The following is a 26953-nucleotide window of genomic DNA, read 5'->3' on the forward strand; positions in this document are numbered from 1 at the left end:
GGAGCACACGCGCCGGACCCCGGCGCCTCGGCGAGAGCGGTGAGAGCGATGACCTCCACGACCTGGTCCCGGACGCGACGCCGCGCGGTCGCCTCCGTGGCGGCAGCAGCCTGCGGCGTCCTGGGCGCGGGGGGAGCGTCGGCGTGGGCCGGCGACCCCGCGCCGTGGGTCGCGGTTACGCCGTGCCCGGCGGGCGGGACCTTCTCCCCGCCGCTCGGCGGACCGGCCGACCTGTGCGTCCCGACGACGTGCGAGGGCACGTCCGCCGACGACGCGGCGTCCGACGGCACGGCCATCGACGGCACGGCGCCCGAGGACACGCTGCCGTCGAGGAGCACCATCCGGCCGTACACGACCGTGTGAGGGCCCAGGCCCGGCCCGGGCGACGTCCCGGTCAGTCCTCGATGGCCTCGACACCCTGCCGGTCGAGCTCGGCGAGGTGGCCGCGCATGCGCTGGAGCACCTCGGGCGGGTGGCCCTCCCAGTCCGCGACCTCGCCGAGCACCCGCAACGGCTCACGGGTGCGGTACGACCGCGTCGGGTTGCCGGGGAAGCGCGTGTCGGTGAGGTTCGGGTCGTCCTCGAACGCCCCGGTCGGCTCGACGCGGTAGACGCGTCCCGGCTCGTCCCCGACGGCGAGCTCGGCGCCCCAGACGGCGGCGTCGAGCGTCGCCGTGAGGTAGACGAAGCGCGCGGTCCTGCGCCGACCGAAGTTCGACCCGTAGCCCGGCCCGAGCAGGTCACCGGGACGCAGGACCGCCTTCGTCCCGTGGAAGAACGGCCCGCGGTCGTCGGGACCGTGGGGGGCGACGTCGTCCGTCATGGTGCTCCTCCTCGACCGTCGGGACGTGCGTCCCCTCATCATGCCGTCGTCCCGGGCGAGCGACGCGGAACGCTGGCACGCTGGCACGACACCGGCGAGAGGGAAGCACACGATGGGCCTGTTCACCCGGCGACCGCACCGCGCCGACGGCGGCGACCCCGAGGGCGCCGAACTCGAGGGCACCGACCACCCCGACGGGACGTCGCGGGACCGTGGGCCCCACGACGCGCGGGGTAGCGCGGAGACCACGCCGCGCGGGGCGTCCGCCCTGTGGTCGGACGGCGTCGGGCGGGCCGGCACCCGGTCGGTGCAGGTCCTCGCGATCCTCGGGCTGCTCGCCGTCGCGGTCTTCGCGATCACGCGCCTCACCCTCATCGTCATCCCCGTGCTCATCGCGCTGGTGCTCGCCGCCGCGATCTCCCCGCTCGTCGTGCTCCTGCGCCGCAAGGGCGTCCCCTCGGGACTCGCGACGATCATCGCGCTGCTCGCGCTCGTCGCGCTCCTCACGGGCGTGGTGTGGCTCGTCGCGGCGGCCGTCGTCAACCAGTGGCCCACGCTGCGCGACCAGGCGATCGACGGCTTCGAGGAGCTGCGGACCTTCGTTGAGGGGCTGCCGTTCGAGATCACCGAGGAACAGCTTCAGTCCGTGCAGGACGCCGTCGTCGGCTTCCTCCAGTCCGACGCTGTGGGCTCCGGGGCGCTCGCGGGCGTGTCCCAGACGGTCGACTTCATCGCCGGGTTCGTCGTGATGATCGTCATCCTGTTCTTCTTCCTCAAGGACGGCCCGCAGATCTGGGAGTTCCTCCTGCGCCCGTTCGAGGGGGAGCGCTACGAACGGGGCAGGCGCATCGGCACGACGACGGTCGCGACCCTCGGCGGGTACGTGCGCGGCACGGCCATCGTGGCGGTGGTCGACGCCGTCGCCATCGGCATCGGCCTCGCGATCGTCGGTGTCCCGCTCGTCATCCCGCTGTCCGTGCTCGTGTTCCTCCTCGCGTTCATCCCGCTCGTCGGCGCGACGCTCGCCGGAATCCTCGCCGCGCTCGTCGCCCTCGTCGCCCTCGGGCCGGTCGAGGCGATCATCGTCGTCGCGATCGTCGTCGCCGTGAACCAGCTCGAGGGTGACCTGCTGCAACCTGTCGTCATGGGTCGGACGCTGCGCCTGCACCCCCTCGTCATCCTCGTCGCGCTCACCGCCGGGACGGTCCTCGCGGGCATCACCGGCGCAGTGCTCGCCGTCCCGATCGCCGCGTCGATCTGGCGCGCCATCCAGGTGTGGGACGGTCCCGAGCTGCCGGCCCGCTTCGCCCGCCCCAAACCACGCCGGGCGGACGAACGCGTCGAGGCCGTGGAGGGCGCCGAGGCTTCCTAGGGGTCGGCGTCGCCTCGCGACGACCGGGCCGTCGTCCCGCAACGACCCGGTCGTCGCCCCGCGGCCGACGCGCGGGAGAGAGCCGCTCCCTAGCGTCGCCCTCATGAGAGACGACAGCAGGTTCGGAAAGGGCGAGCGCGCAGGATGGTTCGCCGCGCTCGGGTACGCGTGGGTCGTCATGATCGTCCTCGGCGCGATCGTGCTCGAGACGCTCATGGTGTACCCGAACGTGTTCCACGACCCGCCCGCGTCGCTCGAGCTGGCGATGGACTTCCTCGCCGTCCGGGGACCGTCCGACGTCTTCCCGCCGCTCGGGTTCACGTCCTGGGTCCTCGGCGCCGCCGCGGTGGTGCTGTGCTGGCGTCGCCGCGACGCGCGGTGGTGGCTCGTGCTCAGCGTCGCGGCGATCGTGGCGGAGGGCGTCGCGTCTGTCGTGTACTTCTGGCCGCGCAACGAGGTGATGTTCGTCGAGGGCCTGGCCCAGCACTCGCCCGAGCACCTCGCGGACGTCGCGCGCGAGTTCGAGACGTGGCACTGGCTGTCACGGATGGTCTTCAACACGGTGGCGGCCGTGGCGGCGTTCGTCGGCTTCCTCCGGGTGGACCGGGCACGGTTCCTCGCCCGTGCCGTGGCGCGGGGCGGCGGGTCGTGACCCCGCACGTGCGTCGGCTGGGGCGGGCCGACCTCAGCGCGGCCGCGTCCCTCGCGGGGCTCGGGATGGCCGACAACCCGCTGCACCGCGTCGTGTACCCCGGCGGGGAGGACGGCGCGGCGCGCGCCCACGCGCGGGTCGTCCGCACCCTCCTGGCGGTGTCACCCGCGCTCCACGTCGACGGCGCCGAGCTCGGTCGGACGCTCGTCGGGTTCGCGGCCGCGGCACCGGTCGGCCGCTGCCGGCCCACGGGCGCCGCACGCGTGCGCCTGCTCGGTACGGCGTCGACCCTCGGGCCCCGCACGACGGCACGCCTCCTCGCCTGGACGAAGGCGTGGGCCGCCCACGACCTCGCGGAGGAGCACGTCCACCTCGGGCCGGTCTCGGTCGCCCGTGGTCTGCGCGGGCGCGGGATCGGCGGGCTGCTCCTCGCGCGGCACACCCGCCGGCTCGACGCCCTCGGTGCGGTGGGCTACCTCGAGACGGACCGTCCCGAGGCGGTCGGCTTCTACCGGCGGCACGGGTACGACGTCGTCCGGACCGCCGAGGTCCTCGGCGTGCCCTGCTGGTTCATGCGGCGCGGGCCGGTCCCGGCGGGCTGAGGGTCAGGACACCTTGCCCTGGAGGAGACGGCGCCAGTAGATCCGCGGCTGGAGGTACCGGTCGAACAGCAGGAGGCTGCGGCGTGGCCTGGCGAGGTCGACCAGGCGCGTCGTCGGCGCGGGCTGACCGTCACGGTCGTGCTCGGCGAGCAGCAGCGCGCGGCGCGACGTCGTCACGGGCGCGACCGTGTAGCCGTCGTAGCGCCGCAGGGGCGCGCCGGTCCGACGTGCCTGGATGTTGCGCGCCACCACCGGGACCTGGCGGCGCAGCGCCCCACCGGACGGCATGGTCCGGACGGTCGCGGCGTCGCCGAGCCCCCACACGCGCTGGTGCCTCACGTGCTGCAGCGTCCGCGGGTCGACGGCGACGAAGCCGTCGCCGTCCTCGGTCGAGAGCCCGCTCGCCGCGACCCACGACGGCGCGCGGTGCGGCGGGGCGAGGAACAGCGCGTCGTAGTGCGTCGTGTCGGGGCCGTGCGGGGTGCGCAGCCGGGCCGTGCGGTCCGTGGCGTCGACGGACTCCACGGTCGTGCCCGTGCGGACGCGCACGCCGGAGGCGCTCGCCGCGTCGAGCAGCTCGGGCTCGGCGCGCGGGTCGTCGACGAGCCGCGGCGCTGCGACGACGAGCTCGACGTCGATCGCGTCGAGCACGCCGGTGCGGCGCCAGTGGTCGAGCGCGACGAACATCGGCTTGAGCCCGACGGGGTAGCAGGGGACGTGCCGGTCCGCGAGGACGAACACGGCCCGCCCGGACGTCAGGGACGACAGCATCGCCCAGGTGTCCGCGGCGTGCTCCGGGAGGTAGCTCGTCGACGCGTACGGTCCGGCGACGGCTTCCTCGGCGCCGGGAACGGCGTCCCAGTCGACCTCCGACCCCGGGCAGACCGCCAGGTCGCCGTAGCCGAGCTCGGTACCGTCGGCGAGGCGGACGACCGAGCGCTCGGCGTCCACCGCGACCACGGCGCTCGCGTACCGGCGCACCCCCTGAGGGAGCACATCCTCCTGCGGGCGCGTCAGGTCGTCGAGCGTCGCCATGCCCGACGCGACGTACGACAGGAGCGGGCGGTACAGGTGCACGTCCCGTGGCTCGATGACGGCGACGTCGCGGCACCCGTCGCGCCGCACCCGTCCCGCGAGAGACAGACCGGCGTTGCCGCCGCCGATGACGAGCACGTCGTGGGTGGGGGGAGAAGCCATGATCGGTCCGTCCGCTCGGTGGGGCGAGGCCGTCCCACCGTAGGGAGCACGACGAGCGCTCGCCGCTCGGGACGGCCTGCGCGCGACGGGTCCGTCCGCGGTGCGCTGCCACGACAGCCGCCTAGGATCGCCGTCATGACGCACGACGCGGCGCCCGGTGCGTCCGAGCGCGCGGTGGTCGACGAGGTCGGGGCCCGCCACGGGCTGTGGGCGCCCGGCACCCCGGCCCGCGTCGAGGCGCGCGGACCCGAGAACACGACGATCGCCGTCGGGCACCACGTGCTGCGGCGCACGGCCGACCTCGACGCGGCGGCCCGGGAGGTCGCGCTGCTGCGTGCTCTCGCGCCCGCGACCGACGTGCCCGTCCCCGTGCCGCTCGTGCACGACGCGGGGCGCGGCCTGGTCGTCTACCGGCGCCTGCCCGGCACGCCGCTGCTGCGGCGCCCCGGGCGCGCGCACCCGTCGGTCGTCGCCGGGCTCGTCGACGTCCTGGCGGCGCTGCGCGCCGTGCGCCCCGACCCACCGCCCGTCGTCGACGACGAGCCGGTCGACGCCTGGCACGCAGAAGCCCTCCGGGTGTTTGAGGCGGTCCGGCGCCACCTGTCGCCCGGACGGGCGGACGTCGTGGCGGCCCGTCTCGCCGCTCTTCCTCCGGAGGGCCCGACCCGGCTCCGGCCGCAGCACGGCGACCTCGGCGCCGAGCACCTGCTCGTCGACGCGGACGGTGCCCTCACGGGCGTCATCGACTGGACCGACGCCGCCGTGACCGACCCCGCGCGCGACCTCGGCCGGATCTACCGCGACCTCGGACCCGAGGCCGCCCGCCAGGTCGCGGACCGTCTCGACGGGAAGCTCGGCACGGCGGACGAGGAACGCGTCCGGTTCCACGCGCGGTGCGCGTGGCTCGAGGACGTCGAGCACGGGCTGCACGACCCGCACGCGCGCCGCGCCTACCTCACCAACGCCGACCGGACCTTCGCGCACGTGTTCGCGGCGCCGTGACCGTCGGCGGCACCGGCTGTCGCGGACGGTGCCCGTGTCAGGACGCCGCGGTCCCCCGGACGGTCCAGCGTGCGCGCCAGCGCTCCCAGGGCGGCGAGACCGCCCAGTTGAGGCGCAGCGTGCGCCAGGCGCGGTCGAGCCGACGGCGACGCTGGTGCCGGCCCCGCAGCGAGCGGGCGGAGACGCCGACGCGCCAGGTCCGGTCGAGTCGCGTGCGCCGTGCCGGCCCGAGCCGGAACGCGAGGTCGAGGTCGTCGTGCACGTCGGCGCCGGTGCGGACGGCCGCGGTCCGCACGGCCTCCCAGGCGGTCGCCCGCAGGGCCATGCACGACCCCCACAGCGCGACGTGCCCGAGCGCGAGGTGGCACAGGACGTAGTACGTGCCCAGGTAGGCGAGCGACGCCGCCGTGCGGGTGCCGCGCGGGAGGTCGTGGAAGCGGCCGGTCCCGGTGAGGGCGTCGAGCGACGGGTCGGCGCCCATGCGCTCCATGAGGGTCTGCACCCACCGCTCGTCGGGGCGCGAGTCCGCGTCGAGACGGCCGATGATCTCGCCCTTCGCGGCGTCGTAGCCCGCCGCGGCGGCGGCCGGGATGCCGACCTCCGGCTCGTGCACGACGACGGCGCCCCACCGGTGCGCGACGGTCGCCGAGCCGTCGGTCGACGCGTTGTCGACGACGACGACCTCGTAGGGCGGGACGGTCTGGCGTGCGAGGAGGGCGAGCAGGTGGTCGAGGTGCTGCGCGTCGTCGCGGACGGGGACCACGACCGAGACGCGCAGGCTCCCCGCGACGCGGGCCGTCACGAGCGGCCCGCCGTCCCGGCCCGGCGACGGGCGAGGAGCGCGCCGGCCAGCAGGGCCCCGGCGACCCCGGCGGCGAGGTCCAGCACCGTGTCGGTGTACCCCACGCCGATGCCGTCGTCGAGGAAGGTGTGCCCCGCCCACTCGCCCACCTCCCACAGCACGGCGACGAGCGCGCCGAGCGCGGTGGTCGTGACGGCGAGCCCCGCACGGGCGCGTGCGGACGGTTCTGCCGGCGCCGGGGGCAGCAGCCGCCAGCGCACGAGCGCGAGGTGCGCGACCGCGGCGATCAGGCCGGTGCAGACGACGTGCGCGACGAGGTCGAGCCCGGGCACGGCGTCGTACCAGCCGAGCTGCGCCGCCCAGCCCGCCGCGAGCAGCGACGTGCCGTACGCGACGTCGAGCGCGGGCGGCAGGTCGAGGCCGCGCGTGAGCGTCACGCCGCCGAGGACGAGGAGGAACAGCGCCCCGGCGACGCCGCCGAGGACGAGCGCGGCGACGACGAGGCTCAGCAGCGCCGCCGCACGCACGGCGTCGGCAGGGACGAGGGCGACGTGGCGCTCGGCGGTGGTGCGGCTCATGCGGTCCTCTGCGACGGTGACGGCGGGCCGTCAGCGTCACATCCGGCGCGTCGGCTCGCACCACGGGCCGTCACCGGCGACGTCAGATCGTGCGGACGGGGACCTCTCCGGCGACCTGCGCCGTCCGGCCGAGGACGTCCACCGGGACGGACTGCACGGTGAGCAGGTCGCCGGGGGCGACGTCGCCGTCGCCGCTGACGTCGACGTGCACGCGCACGGTCGCGCCGACGGGCGCGTCGTCGACGTCGACGGCGAAGGGCACGCGGCCCCCGGGCGCCACGTCGACGCCCGGCAGGACGGCCTCGGCGAGCCGGACGGAGGCGGCGTCCTGGAGGGTGGTGTCCTCGACGGAGACGCGGACGGTCGCGACGGCGCCGGGTGCGTCGTCGGGGAGGGCGACGGTGCCGTACAGGGTGGTCATGCGACCACTGTGACACGGTCCCGGACGGCGAGCGCCTCGACGACGGCGTCGGTCAGGAGCAGTCCCGTGAGCTCCTCGCAGAACAGCCACAGGCCGGCCGGGTTGACCTCGAAGAACACGTGCTCGCCCGCGGGCGTGCGGCGCAGGTCGACGGCGCCGTAGACGAGGCCGAGCCGGTCCATGAGCGCCCGCAGCCGTGCGAGCACGTCGGCGGGGAGCTCGACGGCGCGCACGGCCGCCTCGTCGAGCACCATGCGCATGTCGCTGGGCAGGCTCGTCGCGGTGGCGTCGATCTCGGTCGTGTAGGCGGTGCCGTCGACCATGGTGACGCGCAGGTCGACGCCGGGCACGTACTCCTGGAGGATCGTCGGGGCGTAGCGCACCTGGTCGAGGCGGGCGACGTCGTCGGCGTCGAGCAGGTGGGTCTCGCGCCACGCGTCGAGGCGCGCGATGAACGCCTTCGTCACGACGTGCCCCGGCCCGCCGAGCGCGGCGACGACCTCGCGGGCCCGCTCGGGGTCGCGCGTGACGGCGGTGCGGGGGAGAGCGAGGCCGAGGTCGGCGGCGACGGCCCATTGCCAGGGCTTGTGGTGGGCGTCGGCGTCGGCGCGAGGGTCGTTGACCCAGCGCAGCGGCAGGGACGCGACGACGCCCTCGAACACCTCGGCGAGCTCGCTGCTCACGAACCCGGCGGCCGACGGGTCGGCGACGGCCGGGTCGGGCGGGAGCCCGCGCAGGCGGCGCCACCAGCCCGTGGTGGCGTGCGCGAGGTCGTGCTCGACGCCGTCGACGACGAGCCGCATCCCGGCCGGCTCGCCGGTGCCGTACCCCAGCTCGAGGGAGCTCGTGGTGCCAAGGGTCGAGGTGTCGAGGACGACGACCTCGTGGCCGAGCGCCCGCAGGCGCTCGACCACGACGGCCGTGTGGTCGTCGTCCGGCCAGCTGACGACGAGGATCATCGGCCCGCCCCTCAGAGCCCGGCCTCGGCGGCGGCCTGCTCGGCGAGGCCCGCGACGGTCTCGCGCAGGGCGTCGAGCGCGGTGACGACCTCGGCGAGGACCACGGCGAGGTCGGCCGCGGAGGTGCCCTGCCCGGCGTCGGCCGCCGTGCCGGCCACACCGGCCTGCTGCGCCATCGCCGCCTGGTAGCGGCTGACGAAGTCGCTGTCGCGGCCGAGGACGAACGGGACCGAGCGGCCGAGCGCGGGGTTCACCACGGGGATCTCGGGCCGGACGGGGCCGACCACCTCGCGCAGCGTCGGCTGGGGGTCGCGCGGGCCCTTCACCGGGTCGAGCACGGGCTTGATCGGGTCGCGCAGCTGCTTGATCGGGTCGCGCAGCGGCTTGAGGACCTCGTCGCGGGGCTCCTTGACGATCTCCTTGAACGGCTCCTTGACGTCCTTGAGCGGCTCCTTGATCGTGGTGATCTCCCCGACGTCGCCGACGGGCTCCTTCACGACGTCCTTGATGGCCGTCTTCGGCCACGCCAGGCCCGGGTACATGAGCTTGAGCCCGGCGAGGTCGCCCGCGGACAGCGACGTGCGCTGGCCGATGACGGTCCCGGCGGGGACCGTCCCGATCGGCACGATCGTCGGCTGACCGTTCTTGGAGAACGCCGTCGTCGGGTAGTGCATGATCGAGCCGTAGTCGTACCCGCCGAGGTCGTCGCCGTCGCTGATGTGCTGGGTGAAGTTGTGCTCCTTGCCCGCCTCGATGTTCGCGAAGTTGATCTGCACGAACGCGTCGCGGTCCTCGCGGGACTGCTCGTGCCACAGGCCGACGGCGTGCGCGATCTCGTGGATCGTGTTGCCGACCGTGCAGCCCGGCCCGAGCGTGATGTTCTGCTGCCCGCCGCGGCGACCGACCGCGGAGCTGCACCCGCCGCCGCCCACGAACCGCACGAAGTCCGCCTCGCCGTTGCGGGGGACCAGGCGCAGGGGCGTCTTCGCGTGCCAGTGCGCGATCGCGTTGTGCACGCGCGACGGGTTGTCGAGCGCGCCGTCGATCTCGAACGGCACCACGCCGTTCGGCCAGCGGAACTGCTGGCCGCTGATGCCGACGGCGTGCGCGACCTGGCCGCCGTCCTCGTCGGAGGTGAGGGTCGCGACGTCGCGCGCCTGCGCCTCCTCGACGGTGCCGATGACGATGTCGCCCTCGACGATCGCGAGCCCGTCGACCTCCGCCCACACCACGGGCAGCGACGCGAACCCGTAGCCGTCGACGAGCGCCGTCCCGCCGACAGGCCCGGCAGCCTGCTCGCACGACAGGTGCACGCCCGGCCCGGACGGCTTGCCCGGGGTGGTGCGGCGGTTCCGGGTGGTGCCGGACCGACCGCCCGACGAAGCCTTCTTCTCGACCATGACGTCTCCTCGGGGAGATCCGCGCCGGGGCGTCCCCGGTGCGGGCGGGGCACGGTGTCCCTACCCGGAGAGAGCGCGCGGGGGGCCGCGCGATGCAGGGCCAGGGCGTCGAGTTCGGACGCCCTCCCGCACGCCTCAGCCGCAGCTGTCGCAGACCCCCGTGGCGGGGAGCGTCATGAAGCACGACGGGCACACCGGGGCCGGGCGCTCCGGCTCCTGCGCGCGCCGCGTCGTCGTGCGCGTCCGCGGGGTGGAGCGGGCGGCCGAGGAGGCGGCCGCGCGCCGCGTCGCGGCGGCGGGCGCGGGGGCCGCGGTGATTGGGCCGGACGCCTCGAACCCCCGCTTGCGGAGGATGGTGACCGCGTCGACCTTGCCGCCCGCGAGCTCGTCGGCGGTGGCGACCCGACCCGTGGCGTGCCGGTGCGCGACACCGAGCACCGCCTTCGCGTCGTACTCGCGCCCCTCGTGCTCGAGGACCTCGCGGACCGAGCGGGTGAACCCGTAGACCCCGAGGAAGTTCTCTGCCCCGCGGTCGTCGTACTCGGCGATCGCGGAGAGGATGTGCTGGCGGGTCACGGCGGAGAAGGTAGCCACCCGACGAGCCTAGTCCGCTCCCGGGGCGCCCCCGCCGGAACGACGGCCTCGCCCGTGTGGGGTACGCGACACGAGGTGCCCGGGCCGACCGGGGCCGTCCCGCCGCTGCCGGGCGGCCGGGCTCAGGGCGCGTGGTGCCGCCCGATCGGCACGACCATGGGGGTGCCGGAGACGGGGTCGGGCACGACGCGCGAGCGCATCCCGAACACGTCGAGCACCATCTCCTCCGTCACGACCTCCTCCGGCGCGCCGGCCGCGTACAGGGCGCCCTCGCGCACGGCGACGAGGTGGTCGCTGTAGCGGGCGGCGAGGTTGAGGTCGTGCAGCACCATGACGACCGTGACCGCGCGGCGGCGGTTGAGGTCGACGACGAGGTCGAGGACCTCGACCTGGTGCGCGACGTCGAGGAACGTCGTCGGCTCGTCGAGCAGGAGCACGTCGGTGCGCTGGGCGAGCGCCATCGCGATCCACACGCGCTGGCGCTGGCCGCCGGAGAGCTCGTCGACGGGCCGGTCCGCGAGCTCGTCGACGCCGGTGAGCACCATCGCCTCCGCGACGGCCTCCTCGTCGGCCGCGGTCCAGCGCGACAGGAACCCCTGGTGCGGGTGCCGGCCGCGCGAGACGAGGTCGGCGACGACGATGCCGTCGGGCGCGACCGGGGTCTGGGGGAGCAGGCCGAGGACGCGCGCGAGCTCCTTCGTCGGCGTGCGCGTCACGGCACGCCCGTCGAGCACCACCTGGCCGGAGCGGGGGACGAGCAGGCGCGCCATGGCGCGCAGCAGGGTGGACTTGCCGCAGGCGTTCGCGCCGACGACGCAGGTGATCGCGCCGCTCGGCACGACCATCGACAGGTCGTCGACGACGACGCGCTCGCCGTACGCGAGACGCACGTCCTCGACGGCAAGGGTGTGCCCGGTGGTGGGGGGCGTGCTCACAGGGAGCCTCCGTTCCGGTTGCTGCGCACGAGCAGCACGATGAGGTAGGGCGCGCCGATCGCCGCCGTGACGACGCCCACGGGGAACGTCGTGGAGAACGCGTGCTGACCCACGGCGTCCGCGAGGACGACGAGCAGGGCGCCGACGAGCGCCGACGGGGCGAGGAGCGTCCCGCCGCCGGGCACGAGGCGGTGGGCGATGGGCCCGGCGAGGAACGCGACGAACGCGATGGGTCCCGTCGTGGCCGTGGCCACGGCGGCGAGCGCGACCGCGCCGAGCACGAGGAGCAGACGCGTGGGGGCGACGGGCACGCCGAGCTGGGTCGCGGCGTCGTCCCCGAGCGGCAGGACGCGCAGCCGCCGGGAGACGACGGCGAGCGCGGGCAGGACGACGGCCACGGTGAGCGCGAGCGGGGGCACGCCGGGCCAGAACGCCGTCGACAGGCTGCCGGTGAGCCACCGCATGGCGCCCTGGACCTCCCACTGGTCCGCGCGCAGCAGCTGGTAGGAGACCCAGGCGTCGCACATCGCGGCGATGCCGATGCCGATGAGGATGAGGCGGGTTCCCGCGGTGCGTCCCGTGCCCGCGACCGCCGCGATGAGCCCGGCGACGACGAGACCGGAGACGGTCGCGAAGGCGGACAGGGCGAGGCCGGACAGGCCGAGGACGGTGATGCCGGTGACGGCGGCGGCGCTCGCACCCGCGGTGATGCCGATGATGTCGGGGCTGGCGAGCGCGTTGCGGAGCATGGTCTGGAAGATCACGCCCGAGACGCCGAACGCGGCGCCCGCGAGGACCGCGGTCACCGTGCGCGGCAGGCGCACCTGGCCGACGGTGTAGCTCGCGCCGGGGACGTCCTGCCCGGCGAGGACCCGCAGGACGTCGGGCAGGGGGTGGCTGGGCGTCCCGACGACGAGCGCCGCGCCGGCGGCGACGACGAGGGCGACGGCGAGGGCGGCGACGACCGCGGCCCGGCGGCGGGACCCGTGCCGGCGGACGGCGCGCAGCCGGTCCGTGGCGCGGGCGACGGCGGCCTCGGGGTGAGCCGTGACGGGGGCCGTCACAGCTCGGGGATGCGCGCGCGGCGCACGATCGCGATGAACACGGGAGCTCCGAGGAAGGCGGTGACGATGCCGACGTCGATCTCGGTGGGCCGGGCGACGACCCGGCCGACGACGTCGGCGGCGAGCAGCAGGGTGGCGCCCGCGAGCAGCGAGTAGGGCAGGACCCAGCGCTGGTCGGGTCCGACGAGCGCCCGGACCGCGTTCGGCACGACGAGGCCGACGAACGCGATGGGGCCGGCGAGCGACGTCGCGACGGCGCACAGCAGGACGGCGCCCGCCGCGGAGATCGCGCGCACCCAGCCGACGTGCGCGCCGAGGCCCGTGGCGAGGTCGTCCCCGAGGGCGATGGCGTTGAGCCCGGGCGTGGACAGCAGGCACGCCGCCGCCCCGACGAGCGCGAGGGGCGCGAGCTGGGCCATCGCCGCGGGCTCGGCGCCGGACAGCCCGCCGACCTGCCAGAACCGGAACGTCGTGAGCATCTCGACGCGGGGCAGGAGCACCGCGCTGACGAGGGCGGACAGCGCGGCCGTGGTGGCCGCGCCCGCGAGCGCGAGCTTGAGGGGCGAGGCGCCGCCGCGCCCGAGGGACCCGACGGCGTACACGCCCACCGCCGTGAGGGCGGCACCCGCGAACGCGAACCACACGAACTGACCGGGGCCGGAGATGCCGAGGAACGCGATGCCGCACACGACGGCGAGCGACGCGCCGGTGGTGATGCCGAGGATGCCTGGGTCGGCGAGAGGGTTGCGCGTCACGGCCTGCATCACGGCCCCCGCGAGGCCGAGCGCCGCCCCGATTAGGAGGCCGAGGACGGTGCGGGGCAGGCGCTCGCGCACGGCGATGCTCGCCACGTCCGTGCTCGACGGGTCCGTCAGCCCGGTGACGACCTCGCCGACCGAGACGACCCGCGACCCGAACGCGACCGATGCCGCGACGGCGGCGAGCAGGACGGCGAGCAGGACGACCAGCCCGACGGCGCGCCGTCGGGCCAGCCGTGCCCGCGTGGTCGTCCGCGGCGAGGGGGCGTCCGGGGGACGCACCGCGGTGCTGGTCATGGGACGGCGGCCGCCCCGGTCAGGAGGCGTCGTCGGCGGCGGCGCCGAGCAGCGCGACGTACTCGTCGAGGCCCCAGTCGAGGGACAGGGGGCTCGGCGGGGAGAACGCGCCCGCGAGCGACGAGCCGTCCTCGAGGAGCGCGACGGCACCGCTCTCGATCGCGGGGATCGTGCCGAGCAGCGGGTCGTCCTGCATCGTGGCGAGCAGCGCGTCGTCGCCGTAGGTGACGATCATGTCGACGTCGATGAACAGGTCCGCGTTCTCGGCGCTCACCGTCGTGTAGAAGCCCTCGACGTCCGCCGACGCCTCGACGACGCTCGCGGGCATCTGCAGGCCGAGGTCCTCGAGGAAGGAGACCCGCGGGTCGAGCGGCGTGTAGAACCCGATGGTGCCGAGGTCGGTGGGGTCGACGTAGAAGAACGCGACGGTCCGGCCCTCGAGCGACGGCTGCTCGGCCGCGGCCGCGGCGATGGTCTCCTCCATCTCGGCGACGAGGGCGTCGCCCTCCTCGGGCACGCCCAGCGCCTCGGCGTTGCCCGTGACGATCTCGCGCCACGCCGTGCCCCACGCGACCTCGGGGTACGCGACCGTCGGGGCGATGCCCGTGAGCTGGTCGTACTCCTCCTGGGTGAGCCCCGAGTACGAGCCCAGGACGACGTCGGGCTGCGCCTCCGCGATCGTCGCGAACGCCACGCCGTCCGTGTCGTCGAAGACCACCGGGTAGTCGTCCGCGCCCTCGGTCACGCCGAGGTCCTCCAGGCCCGCCTCGACCCACGGCAGCACGCCGTCGCCGTCGTCGTCGCCGTAGGCCTGGGTGGGCATGACCACGGGCACGACGCCGAGCGCGATCGCGACGTCGTGGTTGATCCAGCCCACCGACGCTGGCCGGTCGGCGGACTCGACCGTCGTGGAGCCGAGCGCGTGCTCGACGGTGACGGGGAGCGCCCCGGCGGTGTCGGCGTCGCCCGACGCCGTCGCGCCGGTGTCGGCGTCCGTGCCGTCGGCGCCGGAGCAGCCGGTGAGGACGAGGGCGGTCGCGGCGGTGGCGGCGACGAGGGAGAGGCGGGTGCGCACGTCGGGTCCTTCGGTCGAAAGGGTGAGGCTTGGCTACCCTAAGCGACGCGGACGCCCGCTGGCGACGGCCAGGGCCGGGCTGCGCTAACCCCGACCCGTCGGACCGGCGCCCGCCCGACACGGCGGCGCCGGTCCGACCTGCGCGCCCGGCGCCGCCCGGCGGTCCATACTGGCGTCCCATACTGGCGTGGCGGCGGGGCAGGTCCCGCCGCCACGCGCAGGTCTCGCGCCCCGGGAGGCAGCATGTCGGACCAGGCATCCCACGACGCCGGGCAGGTCGCCCCGCCCCGGTCGTTCCTCTCGGCCCTCGTCCCCCCGCGCCAGCGCCGCCCGCTCGACGACCTCGTCGACCGGCTCGACCTGGGGTCGGGCGACACCCGCGCCAAGGCGTCGGCGTTCTGGACGATGCTCGTGCTGTCCGGGCTGATCGCCGTCGCCGGCGTGATCACCGACTCCACCGCCACCGTGATCGGGGCCATGATCATCGCGCCGCTGTCCACCCCGATCCTCGGGATCGGCCTGGGCGTCGTCATGGTGAGCGGACGCCTGGTGGCCCGGTCCGCGATCACCGTGGTGCTCGGCCTGAGCGTGGTCGTCGTGCTCGGCTGGGTCGTGGCGCTCGTCCTGCCGGACACCGCGCACGTCATCGCGAACTCCCAGGTCACGGGACGCACGTCGCCCGGCCTGCCGGAGCTCGTCGCGGCGTTCGCGACCGGCTTCGCCGGCGCGATCGCGCTCGCTCGCCGCGACCTCGGCGACGTGCTGCCCGGCATCGCGATCGCCATCTCGCTCGTGCCCCCGCTCGGCGTCGTGGGCGTGTGCCTCGGCGCGGCTGCGCCGTCGCTCGCGCTCGGCGCGCTCCTGCTGTTCGCCTCCAACGCGGTCGCGCTCGTCATCGCCTCGACCGTGGTGTTCACGGGCGCCGGGTACGCCGCCGAGGCGAGCCGCGAGCGCGCCGCCGAGGAGAGGCGGGGGCCGCGGGTGCGGCGCGCCTACGTCGTCGCGGCGCTCGCGCTGGTCGTCGTCGCGATCCCGATGGTCGCCAACACCGTCCAGGCGGCGCTCGCCGAGCTGTGGGCGGGGCAGGCCCGCGCGGTGGCGCAGGACTGGGTGGGCGAGGACGGGCTCGTCGAGGACGTCTCGTGGCACGGGCACGACCTCGTCGTCTCCGTGCGCTCCCCGGACGCCCTCCCGCCGGTCGACCAGCTCGAGGACCGTGTCGACGAGCTCGTCCCGTGGCGGCCGGACGTCGTCGTCGTGCACACCGTCGGCGAACGCGTGGAGGACGCCGGGTGAGCACGGCCCCACGGCTCGCCCGGCCGGTGTCAGGCCACGTCGAGGTCGGCCCACAGCGCCGCGTGGTCGGACGCCGCGTGCACGGGGGACGTCATCGTGTCGTAGTGCGGGAACAGGGTGCCGTTCTTCCCGCCCCACACGCCCTGGCGGAACACCGACCCCCCGACGGTGCGCTCGAACAGCGCCGGCGAGAGCAGCACGTAGTCGATCTTCTGCGAGGCGGTGCCGTTGCCGTACGTGCCGGGCCGGTCGTCCCCCGTGAACGCGGGGTGCTCGCTCACGTCGCGCAGGTCCGTCCCGGCCAGGAGCGGGCGCAGCGGCGTGCTGTCGGGCGTGTCGTTGAGGTCGCCCGCCACGACCACGTGGTCCTGGCCGCTCTCGCGCAGGCGGCGGTAGATGTCTGCGACGCGCCGGGCCTGGCGTCGCCGGGTCGCGTCGCTGTCGGCCTGCGTGCCGTACCCCTTGGACTTGAAGTGGTTGACGAGCACGGTGATCGTCGCGCCCGACGGCAGCCGCACCGTGTACTCGGGGCAGTCGCGCCCGAACACGAGCCGCCCGCTCGAGTCCCGGTCGTCCACGTGGGAGCGGATCTCCCCGATCCCCGCCCGGCGCCCGGTGAGCAGCCCGACGTCGATGCCGCGGTCGTCGTTGCCGTCGATGAGCATGACGTGCGGGTACACCGGCCGGCCCGTGCGGGTCACCACACCGGCGTCGGTGAAGTGCTTGAGCGCGACACGGCTCTCGGCCTCCACGACGGCGAGGACGTCGGCCTCCACGTCCGCGATGACGCGCGCCGCATGCTGCGTCGCGAGCTCGTCGACGCGTTCCTTGACGAGGTCCACCCAGCCGATCCAGTCGGCGCGGCCGGTCGCGACGACCTCGGTGCGGGCCGTCCCTGCGGACAGCGAGCCGGTCCGGCGCAGGAGCCTCCCCCGCACCTGCCGCAGGACGGCGAGCTGCGCCGCGTCGGACCGCAGCAGCCCCAGCGTCTCGAGGTGACCCAGGACCTCGGAGCGCACCGCGTCCGTGTACTCCTCGCGAGCGAGGAGCGCGTTGACGCGCGCGTGCGCCGCGAGGACGTCGTTGCCGCCCGCGTCCATCGGCCCGCGCATGGCGCGCGGGCGCTCGAAGAGGTTCTCGACGTTGAACGCGCCCACCCGCAGCGGCATGACGGCCTCCCTCGCACGGCCCGGCGCGCCGGGCCCGGCAGGACGCCGGGACGTCGGCGCCCTACCAGGGGAGAGGGCCGCGCCCCGCGACCGGGACGTCCCGGTCGCGCCCGACGCCCCGGCGCCTGTACCGGCACCGGCGCGCGGGCGAAGGCCCGGCCGGTGTCACCGCCACCGGCCGAGCCGCTCGTGACCCGTCAGCGCGACCGCGGGGGCGGCGCGCTCGGGTAGATGTCGCGGAACGTCGGCTCGAACGCCGGTCTGCGCAGCCGCATCCCCGCCTCGTCGGGCGTCCGCCCGCCCTTGAGCGCGTTGCACGGCTCGCACGCCGCGACCGCGTTGAGCCACGTCGTCGTCCCGCCCTGGCAGCGCGGCACCACGTGGTCCATCGTCGTCGCCGAGCCCCCGCAGTAGGCGCACCGGTACCGGTCCCGCCGCAGGAGCGCCGCCCGCGAGTACGGCACCCGGCCCTGGCGCTCGTACACCCAGCGCGCGTGCACGTACCGCACGAGCTCGACCGACCGAGGCCGCTGGTACGGCCCGAAGGTCTCGCCCTCGACCGCCTCCAGGACCTCCGCCACACGCCGGTGCAGCATCCGGATGGCGTGCCGCAAGGAGACGCGCCCGATCACCTGGCTGCCGCCGAGGTTGTAGATGACCACCTCGCTCATCGGCGCTCCTCCATGTCGTCGTGTGGTACGGACGACGAGAGCCGCCCCGCAGCGGTGTGCCCCGGGACGGCTCGGCAGGTGGACGACGCACGTCGTCTACCTGGGGAGCGCCCTTCGGGACGGGTCGGTGGACCACTCGTGCGGCACGCGGTCCACCTGCCTCTCGTCGGTCGTCACGGTCGAGCGTCCGGGCGGGTTCGACCGGACGCTCAGCAGGCTATGCCCGTCACGGCCCCGCGTCCACGGTTTAGCGCGGCACGTCGTCGCGGGTCCCGCGAGCGTGGCCGCGCGGGCACGACCGAGAGGTGGGCACGTGGAGCCGTCACGACGGACCCGGTGGCGCTGACGTACCTCCCGAACCGCTGGTTGTCGGGCGTCGCCCGCCCTCCCGAGGCGTGACGGACCGGTCGGGGAGGTCAGGTCGCGTCCGGCGTCGCCGGGTCGAGGGGGAGGCGCACGAGGAAGCGGGTGTCACCGGGGACGGACGTGACGGACAGGTCGCCGTGGTGCTTGTTCACGACGATGCGCCAGGAGATGTCGAGGCCGAGACCGGTGCCCTGCCCCACGGGCTTGGTGGTGAAGAAGGGCTCGAAGATGCGGGGGCGCACGTCGTCGGGGATGCCGGGGCCGGTGTCCGCGACCTCGACCTCGACGGTGTCGCCCGCCCGTCGCGTGGTGAGGGTGAGGGTCCCGGACCGGGCTCCGGGCTCGCCCATGGCCTGCGCGGCGTTCTCGACGAGGTTGGTCCACACCTGGTTGAGCTCGGCCGCGTAGACGGGCACGGGCGGCAGGGACGGGTCGTAGCGTCGGACGACGTCGACCCCGTCGAGCGCGTGGTCGAGCATGACCAGCGTGGAGTCGAGGAGCTCGTGCAGGTCGACGGGGCGGAACGGCGCGCGGTCGAGCTGGGAGTACTGGCGTGCGGCGCCGACGAGGGAGGAGATGCGCACGGTCGCGTCCTCGATCTCGGCCATGAGCTGTTCCGTCTCGATGGTGTAGGCGAGCCAGCTCACGGCCCCCGTGAGGGCGCCGGCGTCGACGCGCTCGGCGACGCGCTCGAGCCACGGCTCGTCGATGCCGGCCTGGACGAGCGCCGGGGCGACGCGCCACCCCTCGGGCATGCCGTGGTCGTCGAGCCAGTCCGTGAGGCGGTCCTCCAGGTCGGAGGTCTCCAGCGCGCCGACGGCGTCGGCCTCGCGCGTGGCGGCGTACCGCTCGAGGGCCTCCTCCTGGAGCCGGACGAGGTCGGCGAGGGTGGCGCGGTCGTAGGGGCCGTCGGCGATGAGGGCGAGCTTGTGCCGCATGGCGGCGACGCGCTCGCGCAGCGTGCCGGTGGCGCGCACGGCGGCGGCGGCGGGGTTGTTGAGCTCGTGCGTGAGGCCCGCGGACAGGGAGCCGAGCGCGAGGAGCCGCTCTCGCTGTCCCACGAGCTGCTGGGCGTCGCGCGTGCCCCAGAACACCCCTTCGAGCAGGTGCACGGCCATGGGGAACCACTCGGTCATGAGCTTGGCGAAGTCGGGCGCGGCGAGGACGAACAGGCGGGACGGCTCGAGGACGCGGACGCTGTGCAGGTAGGTCTGGGGCAGCCGGTCGCCGAGGTAGGCGTTCCACGCGCCCATGTACACCCCGACCTGGCGGGTGCGGTTGATCTCGACGTCGTCGGTGCCGACCCGGCGGTACAGCGCGACGCCGCCGTCGAGCAGGACGACGAAGCGCTCCGCGGGCTCGCCCTCGCGGCACAGCCACCCGGGCTCGGCGTGCTCGACGTGCCCGGTGCGGCACAGCCAGGCGAGCTGGTCGTCGGTGAGGTGCTCGAAGAGGAACAGGGTGCGCAGCTCGTCGACGTCGCAGGGCAGCCACCCGTCGCGGCCGTCCGTGGGAGCGGCGTGGGTGTCGGTACCGGTCATGGCGACCTCCGGGGGTGCGGGGCGGTCCGGTCAGACCTGGTCGAGGTAGCGGTGGACGAGCATGACGGCCATGGCGCCCTCGCCGACGGCGGACGCGACGCGCTTGGCGGACTCGGCGCGCACGTCGCCCGCGACGAACACGCCGGGGACGGACGTCTCCAGGTGGTACGGGGGCCGGTCGAGGGGCCACCCGGCGGGCAGCGGCCCGTCGTGGGGCAGGTCGGGCCCGGCGAGGACGTAGCCGCGCCCGTCGCGCGCCACGACGCCGTCGAGCCAGTCGGTGCGGGGCGCCGCCCCGATGAACACGAACGCCCAGCCGCAGTCGACGCGCGTCGTGCCGCCGGTGTCGAGGTCGCGCAGCTCGAGGTGCTCCAGGTGCTCGTCGCCGACGGCGGCCGCGACCTCGGTGCGCGCGAGGACCCGCACGCGCGGGTGCGCGACGACCTGCTCGACGAGGTAGGCCGACATGGACCGCTCGAGCGCGTCGCCCCGCACGACGAGGGTGACCCGGCGGGCCTCCCGCGCGAGGTAGAGCGCGGCCTGGCCGGCCGAGTTGGCGCCGCCGACGACGTACACCTCCTGGTCGTGGCACGCCACGGCCTCGGTGAGCGCCGAGCCGTAGTAGACGCCGCGCCCGACGAGGTCGCCGAGCCCGGGCCCGTCGAGGAGCCGGTAGGAGACGCCGGACGCGAGGATGACGGTGTGCGCGTCGATCGACGTGCCGTCCGGGAACCGGACGCTGCGGGCCGACCCCGCGACGTCGAGCTCGATCGCGTCGCGCGTGGTGACGATCTCCGCGCCGAACCGCACGGCCTGGCGGCGCGCCCGTTCGGCGAGCTGGGCGCCGGAGATGCCGTCGGGGAACCCGAGGTAGTTGTCGATGCGTGAGCTCTGCCCGGCCTGCCCGCCGGTCGCGGTGCGCTCGACGAGCACCGTGCGCAGCCCTTCCGACGCGCCGTACAGCGCCGCGCTGAGGCCGGCGGGACCGCCGCCGACGACGACGAGGTCGTAGAACTCCTCCGTGGGCGTGGTCGCCAGCCCGACGGTCTCGGCGAGGGTCGCGTCGTCGGGCGCGACGAGGGGCTCGCCGTCGGGGGTGACGACGAGGGGGAGCGTGCCCGGGTCGGCCTGGGCGGCTGCGAGCAGGCGCGCTCCCTGCTCGGAGTCGGACGCGTACCACCGGTAGGGGACGCGGTTGCGGGCGAGGAACTCGCGCACCTGGGAGGAGCGCGCGGACCAGCGGTGCCCGACGACGACCGCCTCGGCCGGGCGGCGCCGGTCGGTGCGCTCCCACGCCTCGAGCTGCGCGTCGACGACGGGGTAGAGCTTCTCCTCGGGCGGGTCCCATGGCTTGAGGAGGTAGTGGTCGAGGTCGACCACGTTGATCGCCTCGATCGCGGCGTCGGTGTCCGCGTAGGCCGTCAGCAGCACGCGCCGGGCCGCGGGGAACAGGTCCATCGCCTGCTCGAGCAGCTCGACGCCCGTCATCTGCGGCATCCGGTGGTCGGCGAGGATCACCGCGACCTCCTCGCCGCGCAGCGCCAGCTCGCGCAGCGCGGCGAGCGTGTCCGCGCCCGACTCGGCCCGCACGATGCGGTACCGGTCGCCGTAGCGTCGGCGCAGGTCGCGCGCGACGGCGCGCGAGACCCCGGGGTCGTCGTCGACGGTGACGATAGCGGGTCGTGACGGCGGTGCGGTGGTGTCCACGCGTCCTCCTCGGCGGGCCCCGGACGGGCCGGGTGCCATCCTCCCGCCGTCGCGCCGCGCCGTCCACGGGTGCCGGGCGGTGGCCGCGGCGTCCACCGTGCGGGACGGCCCCGAGGCGGTCTTGACGCCACGTCGTCGTACGCTAGGTTAGGCAAGCCATACCTCAGGATCCTTGCCGGGCGCTGTGCGGACCCGGCCCTACACCCCTGCCCCGAGGAGCTTCGTCATGCCCTCAGCACGACCCACCGTCGCGACCCGGCCGCCCGCGGCCGGCCACGCGCCGTCGGCCCTGCTCACGAGCGCGAGCGCCGCCACCTACGCCCGCACGCTGCACGGCGTGGTGGACGACGTCGCGGCGCGCCTCGCCGCCGTCACCCAGCCCTGGTCCGGCGCGAGCCGCGACCAGCTCGCCGCGCTCGTCGACGCCGTCGACCTCGACGGCCCCGGCGCCGGGACGGACGCCGCACTGCGCGAGACCGCCGCGCTGTACGCCACGCACGCCGTCTGGTTCCACGACCCCGCGTACGCCGCGCACCTCAACTGCCCCGTCGTGCTGCCCGCCGTCGGCGCCGAGGCGATGCTCGCCGCGGTGAACACCTCCGTCGACACCTACGACCAGTCGACCGTCGCCACCCTCATGGAGCGCCGCCTCGTGGCCTGGACCGCCGCCCGCGTCGGGTACGCGTCGGGCGACGGCGTGTTCACCTCCGGCGGCACCCAGTCCAACCTGCAGGCGCTGTTCCTCGCCCGCGAGCACGCCGTCGCCCGCGAGCGCGCCCGCGGCAGGGCCCGCGCCGACGTCCTGCCCCGCCTGCGCGTCCTCGCGAGCGCGTCGAGCCACTTCAGCGTCGCGCGGTCCGCGTTCCTCCTCGGCCTCGCCGAGGACGCGGTCGTCGCGGTCGGGACCGACGCCGACGGCCGCCTCGACCCCGCGGCGCTCGCGGGCGGCCTCGCCGACGTCACGGCCACCGGCGACGTGGTGATGGCCGTCGTCGCGACCGCCGGGACCACCGACCGTGGCTGCGTCGACCCCCTCGCCGCCGTCGCCGACGCGTGCGACGCCGCCGACGCGTGGCTGCACGTCGACGCCGCCTACGGGTGCGGGCTGCTCGTCTCCCCGACGCGCCGCCACCTGCTCGCCGGGATCGACCGCTCCCGGTCGGTCACCGTCGACTACCACAAGGCGTTCTTCCAGCCCGTGTCCGCCAGCGCCCTGCTCGTGCGCGACGCCGACGACCTGGCGCGGGTCGCGCACCACGCCGACTACCTCAACCCGCTGGAGAACGCCGAGCCGAACCAGGTCGACAAGTCCCTGCAGACCACGCGCCGGTTCGACGCGCTCAAGCTGTGGGCGACGCTGCGCGCCCTCGGGCCGGACGGCGTCGGGACGATGGTCGACACGGTGTGCGACCTCGCGGCGGCGGTGCACGCCGACCTCGCCGACGACCCCGACCTGAGGGTGGTCGGGCGCACCGACCTGTCGACGGTGCTGTTCCGGTACGAGCCCGCGGGGCTCGCCGCGGGCCACGCGGACCGCCTCGTCCCCCTCGTGCGCCGCGTCCTCTTCGAGTCGGGTCGCGCGTCCGTGGCGAAGACCGTCCTCGACGGCGTGCCCTGCCTCAAGCTCACCCTCCTCAACCCCGACACCACCCTCGACGACGTGCGCCGCGTCCTCGACCTCGTGCGCACCACCGCGCAGGCCCTCGTCGACACCGACGAGCTGCTGGCCGACGACGCACCGGCGGTGGCCCGATGACCGCCGTGCACGACGTCGTCGGCGTCGGCATCGGTCCGTTCAACCTCGGCCTCGCCGCCCTGTCGGCACCTCTGCCGGACGTCGACGCCGTGTTCGTCGACCAGGCCCCGGAGTTCCGGTGGCACCCCGGCATGATGATCGAGGGCGCGACGATCCAGGTCCCGTTCCTCGCCGACCTCGTGACGATGGCCGACCCGACGTCGCCCTACTCGTTCCTCGCCTTCCTCAAGGCGACCGGGCGGCTCTACCCCTTCTACATCCGCGAGTCGTTCTACCCGCTGCGCGCCGAGTACGACGCGTACTGCCGGTGGGTGGCCGGCCGGCTCCCGTCCCTGCGGTGGGGCCGGCGCGTGGTCGCCGTGACGCACGACGACGCGGCCGACGCGTTCGTCGTGCGGGCCGAGGTCCTCGGCCCGGACGGCGCCGTCGTCGGGACGGAGGAGCACCGGGGCCGCCACCTCGTGCTCGGCGTCGGGACGAGCCCGGTGCTCCCGCCCGCCCTGCGGGCGCTCGCGGACGAGGTCGACGCGGGCGAGCACCCGGGTGCCGGGCCGCTCGTGCACAGCGCGCGGTACGTGCCGCACCGCGAGGCGCTCGCCGCGAGCGGGTCGGTCACGGTGGTCGGCAGCGGGCAGTCCGCCGCGGAGGTGTACCGCGACCTTCTCGACGGGGTGCACGGAGGCGTGCACGGCGGCCCGGGGGACGCGGGCTACCGCCTCGACTGGGTGACGCGCTCGCCGCGGTTCTTCCCCATGGAGTACACCAAGCTGACGCTCGAGATGACGTCGCCCGAGTACACGGACCACTTCCACGCCCTGCCGCTCGAGCTGCGCCAGCTCCTCGGCCGCGAGCAGCGCGCCCTCTACAAGGGCATCAGCGGCGACCTCGTCGACGAGATCTACGACGCGCTGTACCGGCTGAGCCTCGACGCCCCGGTACCGACGACGCTCCTCACCGACACGGAGGTCGTGGCCGCGCGCTACGCACCCGGGGCGGACGACGCGCCGGGCGAGTACGTGCTGCGGCTGCGGCACGCGCAGCTCGGCCGCGAGGTCGAGCGACGCACGCGCGCGATCGTCGCCGCGACGGGGTACGCCGCGTCCGTGCCCGCGTTCCTCGACCCGGTGCGTCACCTGCTGCGGTTCGACGAGCTCGGTCGCCTCGACGTGGCGCGCGACTACACGGTCGACGCGGCGCGGCGCGTGCACGTGCTCAACGGCGAGGAGCACACGCACGGCGTCACCGCACCCGACCTCGGGTTCGCGGCGTGGCGCAACTCCGTGGTGCTGCGCACGGTCACGGGCCGCGAGGTCTACCCGGTCGAGGAACGGATCGCGTTCCAGCAGTTCGGCCTGCCCGACGACGAGCACACCCGCCCGGCCGACGCGGCGGTCGCCGCGACGTCGGCGCGCGCGGGGGAGGAGCACGGATGAGCACCCCCACCCTGACCACCGCCCGCCCGGCGACGGGCGCGTACGCCCTGCGCGTACGGCTCGGCGCGCGCCACGCCGACGTGACCGTCGAGCCCGTCGACCCGCCGCGCGACGCCGCGCTCGTGCAGGGCTGGCTCGCCCACCCCCGCTCCGCGTTCTGGCAGATGGGCGACCTCGACGTCACCGGCGTGCGCGACTACCTGACCGGGGTGGTGGCCGACCCGCACCAGGACGCCTGGCTCGGCCGCGTCGACGGGGAGCCGCTGTTCCTCGTCGAGACGTACGACCCCGCGCGCGTCACCCTCGCCGACGTGCCGGACGCCGTCGCGCTGCTCGAACCGGGCGACGTCGGCATGCACCTGCTCGTCGCGCCGCCCACCCCCGACGACTCCGGGACGCCCGTCCGGGTGAGCGGCCTCACCTCGGCCGTCATGGGCGCCGTCGTGCGGTTCTGCCTCGACCCGCAGGGCCGTGGCGGGCGCCGCGTCGTCGTCGAGCCCGACGTGCGCAACGCCGCGATCGCGGCGAAGAACGCCGCCGCCGGGTTCCGCGTCCTGCGCGAGCTGGACCTGCCGGACAAGCGCGCGCACCTCGCCGTCGCGACGCGCGCCGACCTCGACGCCAGCCCCCTCGGCGACGGTGTCGACCCCGCGCCGCACCTGCGCCCCGACCTCGCCGACCGCGCGCACCGCCACCTCGTCGCCAAGACCGTCGCCGAGCTCACGCACGAGCGGCTCCTCGCCCCGCGCACCCTCGTCGAGCCGACCGTGCCCGGCGGACCGGGCGAGCACGTCCTCGAGGTCGCCGGAGGGGACGTCGAGTACCGGTTCACCGCGCGGCGGTACGCGCTCGAGCACTGGGTGCTCGACGAGACCTCCATCCGCCGCCTCGTGCGCACCGGGAGCGGTCACGACGACGCGGAGGCCCCCTGGCGCGAGGCCCCCGTGGACGTGCTCGACCTCGTCGTCGAGCTGCAGCCCGACCTGCGCATCCCCGACGACCTCCTCGCGACGTACCTCGAGGAGGTGTCCTCCACCCTCGCCAGCGCCACCGCGAAGCTCGACCGTGCCGAACGGCACGGCGGTCCGAGCGCGACCGACCTGCTCGACGCCACCTTCCAGCAGGTCGAGGCCGCGATGACCGAGGGGCACCCCGGCTTCGTCGCGAACAACGGACGCATCGGCTTCGGCCTCGGCGACTACCGCGCCTACGCACCCGAGAACGGGGGGCGCCTGCGCCTGCTCTGGCTCGCCGCACGGCGCGAGCACACGCACCTCGCGCTCGGCGCCGGCCTCGACGAGGCCGGGCACTACGGCACCGAGCTCACCGCGGACGAGCGGGCGGCGTTCGCCGACCGCCTCGCCGCCCGCGGCCTGGACCCCGCCGACTACCTCTACCTGCCCGTGCACCCCTGGCAGTGGGAGCACCGCGTCCCCATCACGTTCGCGGCCGACGTCGCGCGCGGCGACCTCGTGCCCGTCGGGCTCGGCGCCGACGAGTACCAGCCGCAGCAGTCCATCCGCACCCTGTTCAACCTCACCCGCCCCGAGCGCCACTACGTCAAGGTCGCGCTCGCCATCCAGAACATGGGCTTCCTGCGCGGCCTCTCGCCCGCCTACATGCGCGCGACCCCCCGCATCAACGACTGGGTCGCCGACCTCGTCGCCGACGACCCCGAGCTCGGCGGCAGCGGCTTCACCGTCCTGCGCGAGCTCGCCTCGGTCGGGTACACGGGCGACGTCTACCACCACACCGCCACCCCCTCGGCGCACCGCAAGATGCTCGCCGCCCTGTGGCGCGAGAGCCCCGTGCCACGCACCACGCCCGGCGAACGCCTCGCCACCATGGCGTCCCTGCTGCACCGCGACGCCCACGGCGCCGCCTACGCCACCGCCCTCGTGCGCGCGTCCGGCGTCGACCCGCAGGACTGGGTCCGCGCCTACCTGCGCGCCTACCTGCGCCCCCTCGCGCACGCCCTCCTCGCGCACGACCTCGCCTTCATGCCCCACGGGGAGAACCTCATCCTCGTGCTGCGCGACCACGTCGTGGTGCGCGCGTTCATGAAGGACGTCGGCGAGGAGGTCGCCGTGCTCGGCGAGCGCGCCCTGCCACCCGGCGTCGAACGCGTGCGCGCCGTCGTCGACGACACCGAGAAGGCGCTCGCGATCTTCACCGACGTGTACGACGGCGTGCTGCGCCACCTCGCCGCGATCCTCGCCGGCGACGGCGTGCTCGCCGAGGACCGGTTCTGGGCCCTCGTCGGGGAGTGCCTCGACACCCACCGCGCCGACCACCCCGACCTGGAGACCGGCGTCGACCTGCGCGCCCAGCGGTTCGCGCACTCGTGCCTCAACCGCCTCCAGCTGCGCAACACGCTGCAGATGGTCGACCTCGCCGACCAGTCCGCGTCCCTGCTCTACGCAGGCACCCTCGCCAACCCCGCGGCACGCCGTGCGTGAGGCACCCGGTCCTGCGCCCGGCGG

25 protein-coding genes are annotated in these 26953 nt (G+C 75.3%); 9 read left to right on the top strand and 16 right to left on the bottom strand.

Features of this window, described 5'->3' with window-relative positions; translation table 11 throughout:
- The first annotated feature begins 48 nt into the window (after positions 1–48).
- Positions 49–363 (top strand): hypothetical protein, encoded by a 315-nt coding sequence (locus LGQ04_RS12955; protein ID WP_229244305.1) that lies wholly within the window; start codon positions 49–51, stop codon positions 361–363.
- 31 nt (positions 364–394) lie between these two features.
- Here LGQ04_RS12955 and arr read toward each other — a convergent pair whose 3' ends face one another.
- A complete protein-coding gene (arr, locus tag LGQ04_RS12960) occupies positions 395–823 on the bottom strand; it encodes an NAD(+)--rifampin ADP-ribosyltransferase (RefSeq protein WP_229244307.1) in 429 nt (142 codons plus the stop codon).
- 112 nt (positions 824–935) lie between these two features.
- On the opposite strand from arr, the gene LGQ04_RS12965 reads away from it, so the two are divergent.
- The 3 genes from LGQ04_RS12965 to LGQ04_RS12975 all read left to right on the top strand — a co-directional run bounded on the left by LGQ04_RS12965 (position 936) and on the right by LGQ04_RS12975 (position 3449).
- Positions 936–2195 (top strand): AI-2E family transporter, encoded by a 1260-nt coding sequence (locus LGQ04_RS12965; RefSeq protein ID WP_229244309.1) that lies wholly within the window; start codon positions 936–938, stop codon positions 2193–2195.
- Positions 2196–2298: 103 nt separating this feature from the next.
- On the top strand, positions 2299–2847 hold the full coding sequence (locus LGQ04_RS12970; protein ID WP_229244310.1) for a DUF1772 domain-containing protein: 549 nt from the start codon (positions 2299–2301) through the stop codon (positions 2845–2847).
- Positions 2844–3449: a GNAT family N-acetyltransferase gene (locus LGQ04_RS12975; RefSeq protein ID WP_229244312.1), complete on the top strand. Its 606-nt coding sequence runs from the start codon at positions 2844–2846 to the stop codon at positions 3447–3449. The genes LGQ04_RS12970 and LGQ04_RS12975 overlap by 4 nt, the downstream gene beginning before the upstream one ends.
- 3 nt (positions 3450–3452) lie before the next feature.
- On the opposite strand, the gene LGQ04_RS12980 is transcribed toward LGQ04_RS12975, so the two are convergent.
- The gene (locus LGQ04_RS12980) at positions 3453–4646 is read right to left on the bottom strand and encodes an NAD(P)/FAD-dependent oxidoreductase (protein WP_229244313.1); all 1194 of its coding nucleotides are present in this window, start codon (positions 4644–4646) and stop codon (positions 3453–3455) included.
- A gap of 135 nt (positions 4647–4781) precedes the next feature.
- Between LGQ04_RS12980 and LGQ04_RS12985 the strand changes: the two genes are divergently transcribed.
- Complete coding sequence (locus LGQ04_RS12985) at positions 4782–5648, top strand: phosphotransferase family protein (protein WP_229244314.1); 867 nt, start codon at positions 4782–4784, stop codon at positions 5646–5648.
- 37 nt (positions 5649–5685) lie between these two features.
- On the opposite strand, the gene LGQ04_RS12990 is transcribed toward LGQ04_RS12985, so the two are convergent.
- The 10 genes from LGQ04_RS12990 to LGQ04_RS13035 form a co-directional block, all read right to left on the bottom strand.
- Positions 5686–6450, bottom strand: coding sequence for a glycosyltransferase family A protein (locus LGQ04_RS12990; RefSeq protein WP_229244316.1), 765 nt, complete (start codon positions 6448–6450; stop codon positions 5686–5688).
- Positions 6447–7028 carry a DUF2238 domain-containing protein gene (locus LGQ04_RS12995; RefSeq protein ID WP_229244318.1) on the bottom strand — a complete coding sequence of 194 codons (582 nt, stop codon included), beginning with the start codon at positions 7026–7028 and terminating at the stop codon, positions 6447–6449. The genes LGQ04_RS12990 and LGQ04_RS12995 overlap by 4 nt, the downstream gene beginning before the upstream one ends.
- Before the next feature lie 82 nt (positions 7029–7110).
- Positions 7111–7449 (bottom strand): hypothetical protein, encoded by a 339-nt coding sequence (locus tag LGQ04_RS13000; protein ID WP_229244320.1) that lies wholly within the window; start codon positions 7447–7449, stop codon positions 7111–7113.
- Positions 7446–8408: an MvdC/MvdD family ATP grasp protein gene (locus LGQ04_RS13005; RefSeq protein ID WP_229244321.1), complete on the bottom strand. Its 963-nt coding sequence runs from the start codon at positions 8406–8408 to the stop codon at positions 7446–7448. The genes LGQ04_RS13000 and LGQ04_RS13005 overlap by 4 nt, the downstream gene beginning before the upstream one ends.
- Positions 8409–8419: 11 nt before the next feature.
- Complete coding sequence (locus LGQ04_RS13010; protein WP_229244323.1) at positions 8420–9808, bottom strand: M12 family metallopeptidase; 1389 nt, start codon at positions 9806–9808, stop codon at positions 8420–8422.
- A 135-nt stretch (positions 9809–9943) separates the two neighbouring features.
- Entirely contained in the window at positions 9944–10402 is a 459-nt protein-coding gene (locus LGQ04_RS13015) for a ScoMcrA-related endonuclease (RefSeq protein ID WP_229244325.1), read from the bottom strand.
- Between the two features lie 122 nt (positions 10403–10524).
- Complete coding sequence (locus LGQ04_RS13020) at positions 10525–11337, bottom strand: ABC transporter ATP-binding protein (protein ID WP_229244326.1); 813 nt, start codon at positions 11335–11337, stop codon at positions 10525–10527.
- Positions 11334–12401 carry a FecCD family ABC transporter permease gene (locus LGQ04_RS13025; RefSeq protein WP_229244328.1) on the bottom strand — a complete coding sequence of 356 codons (1068 nt, stop codon included), beginning with the start codon at positions 12399–12401 and terminating at the stop codon, positions 11334–11336. Before LGQ04_RS13025 ends, LGQ04_RS13020 begins: the two co-directional genes overlap by 4 nt.
- Positions 12398–13456 carry a FecCD family ABC transporter permease gene (locus tag LGQ04_RS13030; RefSeq protein WP_229244330.1) on the bottom strand — a complete coding sequence of 353 codons (1059 nt, stop codon included), beginning with the start codon at positions 13454–13456 and terminating at the stop codon, positions 12398–12400. The genes LGQ04_RS13025 and LGQ04_RS13030 overlap by 4 nt, the downstream gene beginning before the upstream one ends.
- A gap of 19 nt (positions 13457–13475) precedes the next feature.
- Positions 13476–14531: an ABC transporter substrate-binding protein gene (locus LGQ04_RS13035; protein ID WP_229244332.1), complete on the bottom strand. Its 1056-nt coding sequence runs from the start codon at positions 14529–14531 to the stop codon at positions 13476–13478.
- A gap of 243 nt (positions 14532–14774) precedes the next feature.
- On the opposite strand from LGQ04_RS13035, the gene LGQ04_RS13040 reads away from it, so the two are divergent.
- Positions 14775–15827 (top strand): TIGR00341 family protein, encoded by a 1053-nt coding sequence (locus tag LGQ04_RS13040; RefSeq protein ID WP_229244334.1) that lies wholly within the window; start codon positions 14775–14777, stop codon positions 15825–15827.
- 29 nt (positions 15828–15856) lie between these two features.
- Here the strand turns inward: LGQ04_RS13040 and LGQ04_RS13045 are convergent, their stop codons facing one another.
- The 4 genes from LGQ04_RS13045 to LGQ04_RS13060 form a co-directional block, all read right to left on the bottom strand.
- Complete coding sequence (locus LGQ04_RS13045; protein ID WP_229244341.1) at positions 15857–16996, bottom strand: endonuclease/exonuclease/phosphatase family protein; 1140 nt, start codon at positions 16994–16996, stop codon at positions 15857–15859.
- 197 nt (positions 16997–17193) lie between these two features.
- Entirely contained in the window at positions 17194–17667 is a 474-nt protein-coding gene (locus LGQ04_RS13050; protein ID WP_229244343.1) for an HNH endonuclease, read from the bottom strand.
- 416 nt (positions 17668–18083) lie between these two features.
- On the bottom strand, positions 18084–19574 hold the full coding sequence (locus LGQ04_RS17805) for an ATP-binding protein (RefSeq protein ID WP_308016405.1): 1491 nt from the start codon (positions 19572–19574) through the stop codon (positions 18084–18086).
- A 30-nt stretch (positions 19575–19604) separates the two neighbouring features.
- Positions 19605–21281 (bottom strand): NAD(P)/FAD-dependent oxidoreductase, encoded by a 1677-nt coding sequence (locus LGQ04_RS13060; protein ID WP_229244345.1) that lies wholly within the window; start codon positions 21279–21281, stop codon positions 19605–19607.
- A 226-nt stretch (positions 21282–21507) separates the two neighbouring features.
- Between LGQ04_RS13060 and LGQ04_RS13065 the strand changes: the two genes are divergently transcribed.
- The 3 genes from LGQ04_RS13065 to LGQ04_RS13075 are packed head-to-tail and all read left to right on the top strand — an operon-like array spanning position 21508 to position 26929.
- Entirely contained in the window at positions 21508–23037 is a 1530-nt protein-coding gene (locus LGQ04_RS13065; protein ID WP_229244346.1) for a pyridoxal phosphate-dependent decarboxylase family protein, read from the top strand.
- Positions 23034–24470 carry a lysine N(6)-hydroxylase/L-ornithine N(5)-oxygenase family protein gene (locus LGQ04_RS13070; protein WP_229244348.1) on the top strand — a complete coding sequence of 479 codons (1437 nt, stop codon included), beginning with the start codon at positions 23034–23036 and terminating at the stop codon, positions 24468–24470. Before LGQ04_RS13065 ends, LGQ04_RS13070 begins: the two co-directional genes overlap by 4 nt.
- On the top strand, positions 24467–26929 hold the full coding sequence (locus LGQ04_RS13075; RefSeq protein ID WP_229244349.1) for a GNAT family N-acetyltransferase: 2463 nt from the start codon (positions 24467–24469) through the stop codon (positions 26927–26929). The genes LGQ04_RS13070 and LGQ04_RS13075 overlap by 4 nt, the downstream gene beginning before the upstream one ends.
- The last annotated feature ends 24 nt before the right edge of the window (positions 26930–26953 follow it).

The sequence above is a fragment of the Cellulosimicrobium marinum genome (genome assembly GCF_020551945.1).
In the GTDB taxonomy this organism is placed as follows: Bacteria; Actinomycetota; Actinomycetes; order Actinomycetales; family Cellulomonadaceae; genus Cellulosimicrobium; species Cellulosimicrobium marinum.